The organism is Protofrankia sp. Cj5 (assembly GCF_917627405.1).
Taxonomy (GTDB): domain Bacteria; phylum Actinomycetota; class Actinomycetes; order Frankiales; family Frankiaceae; genus Protofrankia.
Genome location: NZ_CAKJTO010000207.1, coordinates 1 through 3,312, shown reverse-complemented (window position 1 = coordinate 3,312; position 3,312 = coordinate 1). Strand labels below are relative to the sequence as shown.

General features: G+C 69.1%; 4 protein-coding genes. All 4 read left to right on the top strand.

All coding sequences use genetic code 11. The features are described from left to right. The coding region (locus MJ777_RS22595; protein WP_239377732.1) for a hypothetical protein at positions 1 to 451 on the top strand (451 nt) is incomplete at its 5' end. Between the two features lie 81 nt (positions 452 to 532). Next, positions 533 to 1,264: a hypothetical protein gene (locus tag MJ777_RS22590; RefSeq protein ID WP_239377731.1), complete on the top strand. Its 732-nt coding sequence runs from the start codon at positions 533 to 535 to the stop codon at positions 1,262 to 1,264. After that, positions 1,264 to 1,890 carry a hypothetical protein gene (locus MJ777_RS22585; protein ID WP_239377729.1) on the top strand — a complete coding sequence of 209 codons (627 nt, stop codon included), beginning with the start codon at positions 1,264 to 1,266 and terminating at the stop codon, positions 1,888 to 1,890. The genes MJ777_RS22590 and MJ777_RS22585 overlap by 1 nt, the downstream gene beginning before the upstream one ends. A 699-nt stretch (positions 1,891 to 2,589) precedes the next feature. Beyond that, positions 2,590 to 3,312, top strand: a 723-nt coding sequence (locus MJ777_RS22580; RefSeq protein ID WP_239377728.1) for a GAF domain-containing protein, incomplete at its 3' end; no start/stop codon positions are given.

The window sequence follows — 3,312 nt, the reverse complement described above, 5'->3', positions numbered from 1 at the left end:
CTACATGGCTGGTGGCACCACCAGGACCGCGGAGCAGCTACTCGCCGACCGCAACGCCGCGCTGGCCGCGGCCAACGCCGAGGGACGCACCGCCGGTGGGCTGCTGCCAGAGGAGCCGCAGTGGTGGCAGTTCAGCCAGCCGGGCTACCTGGCATCCGTCGGCCGGCAGATGCGCGACAACAACATCTTCACCCTGCTGAAGAACGGCACCTTCCTGTCGAGCTACCCAAAGCTCTTCGCGGGCGTCGACATCGTCGCGGCCCTGCGTGCGATGGGGAACGTCGCGGGCCGGATCCCCGGCGCCGGCATCGCCGCCCCGTCTGCCTGGTTCTACGCCTTGGCCGGTGGGTCCACCTTCCTCGGCTATGCGACATTCGGGCTCGGTCTGGCCGGCCAGCCGGTCCCCTTCATCCCCGGCGACACCCACCACCTCCCGGGCGTGGACACCTAGACACCCAGACAGCCAGACAGCGGCGGCAGCCACGGAAACCCGTCGGGACACCGCGTGGTGGCACAGGACAGGAGCGAGCGGATGACCGGGACGGACGACGACATCATCGAGGTACCCTGGCAGTGGTTCTGGGTGCCTACGCCCGGAGAGGATCTCGCTGCGGAGGCCAGGTGGCTGACGGCGACGGCAGCCGTCTTCGACCGCTGGCTGGCTGAGCGGCGCCAGGCCTTGCCCACCGCTGAGGAAACCGGCGGTGAGCAAGCCAACGATGATGACGATGCCGGCAGTGGCGCGGGCACGACCGGAAGCCTGCTAGCCCAGGATCTGTATGGCCGCGCTGGCGAACTGCCGGCTGGCGGGCGGCTGGTCTGGGGGGTCGGGTTCGACGCCGACGGGCCACGATGGTGGCCGGTCCAGGTCGTTGTCGAGCGGCTCGGCAATGTGGTCGGCAACCCCGACTATCTCCTCGATCTGGTCGGCGCCAGGACCCTGATCGACGGCGTCGCCCCGAACGTCACCTATCTGTCGACCGCCTTCGGTGACGGCCTGCGGGTCGTGCGGGCCGAACGCGGCCCGGCGGACCGGGTCAACGTTCTCATCCGGGCCGCGATCCGCATCGAGTGGCCCGCTACGGCGGACGGCCCCGCGATGAGCTCCGACTTCCTGCTCACCACACGGATCTGGGACATGTCCCTGGCCGCTCTCGCCGGCTCGGGGGTGGATCTGCTGATGCGGCAGATGGCCGACGCCGGAGCGCCGGCACCTCCGGACGGGACACCGGACAACCGGCCGACCGAACTGGTGGAGAACTGATGACCGTCCTGGACTTCGAGCTGATGCTTCCAGAGGGATGGGTCATCCTGTCCACGCAGGATCACCAGCGGGCTCAGACCGACGCGGCGATCGAAAAGATCATCATGCTGGTACTGCCAAGTGACCTGCCGCGTGACAGCGTCGAGCCGTGGCGGCGGGAGCTGCGCCGCCACCTCACGCACGCCGTGGACGAGGCCCGGGAGACGGGCGCCCGGTCGGTGGGGCTGCCGATCGCCCCGATGGACGGCGTCGTCATTCCCGCCTCGTTCTGTACCGCCGTGGTCGACGACCCCGACGTCAAGGACGCGGAGCAGCTGCTGGCCGGGCTGTTGGCCGACGCCGGAGCGGACGGCTCCTTCCACGAGATCGGCGATGGCCCGGCCGTGCGGGTGGAAAGCGTCGTCAGCGAGCAGGGACCAGGCGGTTCCTACGACGGTCCGACCCGGCGGGTGGCCTACTACCTGCCCCATCCCGACGTCGCCGGATGCTGGGCGGTCACCACGTTCACGACACTCGCTGACGGTGACCCGCGCAGCCCGTTCGCGGACGCGCTGGTCGTCTTGTTCGACGCGATCATGTCGACCATGCGCTGGCGTGAGGTCGAGGTGGCCGGCGCTCAGCGGTAGGTACGAACGTCGGCGAGAGTGGATGCGTTGCTGTCACCGCCGTCATGCTCGGGGTGAGCCGGGCGGCCAGGCGTTGAGCTCAGCGGGCCCTCGAGCGCCCGAGTTCCCGCCGGTCGGGTGGTCAGCCGGCGGGAGCGCTGTCATGCTGTAGATCTTTGTACTATGATCAATCGGCATCGATATGCGTATGCCCAGCTTCTGGAGCGTGCTGATGCCGCGAATGTCTCGGAGCGGGCAGAGTGTCGCGTCCCGAGCCGGGCAATACGTCACGAGATATGGCAATCAGCCTGGATGGTGAGCAGAGGGCCGGTAATGTTACGGCGATGCTTCGTACTGAGCACGGCTTGGCCGTTATTGGCGCGGCCATACCGGCATGCCTTCCTTGCCTGGGTGCGGCAGCCCACCGAGCAGTACCGCGACTGCCGTACCGTCCCCGCGTACACCACAGGTCTTCGATGGGCGCTGACGGCGATTCGGCGTGGGGGCGGTTCTGTGTGGTGAGCGGCGCTGGTGAGGTGGCCGCCGCTCTGCCGCTGAGGATTCGGGCGGCAATGCGTGATCGATGCGCTACGGGCGCCAGCCCGCCGGGACGGCCGAACGGGCCCTGACCCGACTCGGGGGGCAGGTCGCCATCCGTCTTGCTGACGGGCCTCGACCTGCCGTCGCCGGACTGAACCTGACAGCCAGGAGGACCCCTACATGAGGAAACTCGGACGTATAGAGACAGACATCGAGGAGGCGATGAGTGGCGGGGGGCCGCGGTGGCCGAGGCCTGCCGAAGTACGTGAGGCGGGGCGTCGCAGGCATGCCGGGCCAGTGCCTGATGTGCTGCTCAGCCTCGACGAGGAGTACGGTGCGGTCCTCGCGCTGCTCGATCGCTCCGCGGCGATCGAGCGCATGGTCGTCGGCGCCCCGGAGTCGGCCGGGGTTGACATGGCGTGGGTCGGTGAGCCGGCCGGCGTCGACCAGATCGTGCTCGGTCGCGGCGTCAACATGGCAACCGAGGTGCTGAACGGCATCGTCGTGCCGGTCGGGGCCGGGCTGGGCGGCAAGGTCCTGACCGCTCGCCGCCCGCTGTGGGTCAGCGACTACTATGGGTCCTCCGAGATCACGCACGACTTCGCACCACAGGCCGCGGCCGAGGGCATCAAGGCGATGATCGCGGTGCCGATCATGCACGATGGCCGGGTACTCGGTGTCCTCTACGGCGCCAACCGCAGCTGGACACAGTTCGGTGACCGCAGCGTGCAAGCTCTCGAGCGGATGGCGGCCCGGATGGCGACAGCCCAGATCGTCGCGGAGCGCACCCAGCACGCGGCCGACGTCGCCGCTCACGAGGAACGCCGCCGGCTTGCCCTCGAGCTGCACGACAGCGTCGGCGCGATGCTGTTCACCCTCGGTGCCGGCATCCGCAGCCTCAGT

What these genes read in the sequence shown, in the direction of transcription:
- MJ777_RS22590 (WP_239377731.1), top strand. Translation starts at nt 533, where the DNA reads ATGACCGGGACGGACGACGACATCATCGAGGTACCCTGGCAGTGGTTC.
- MJ777_RS22585 (WP_239377729.1), top strand. Translation starts at nt 1,264, where the DNA reads ATGACCGTCCTGGACTTCGAGCTGATGCTTCCAGAGGGATGGGTCATC.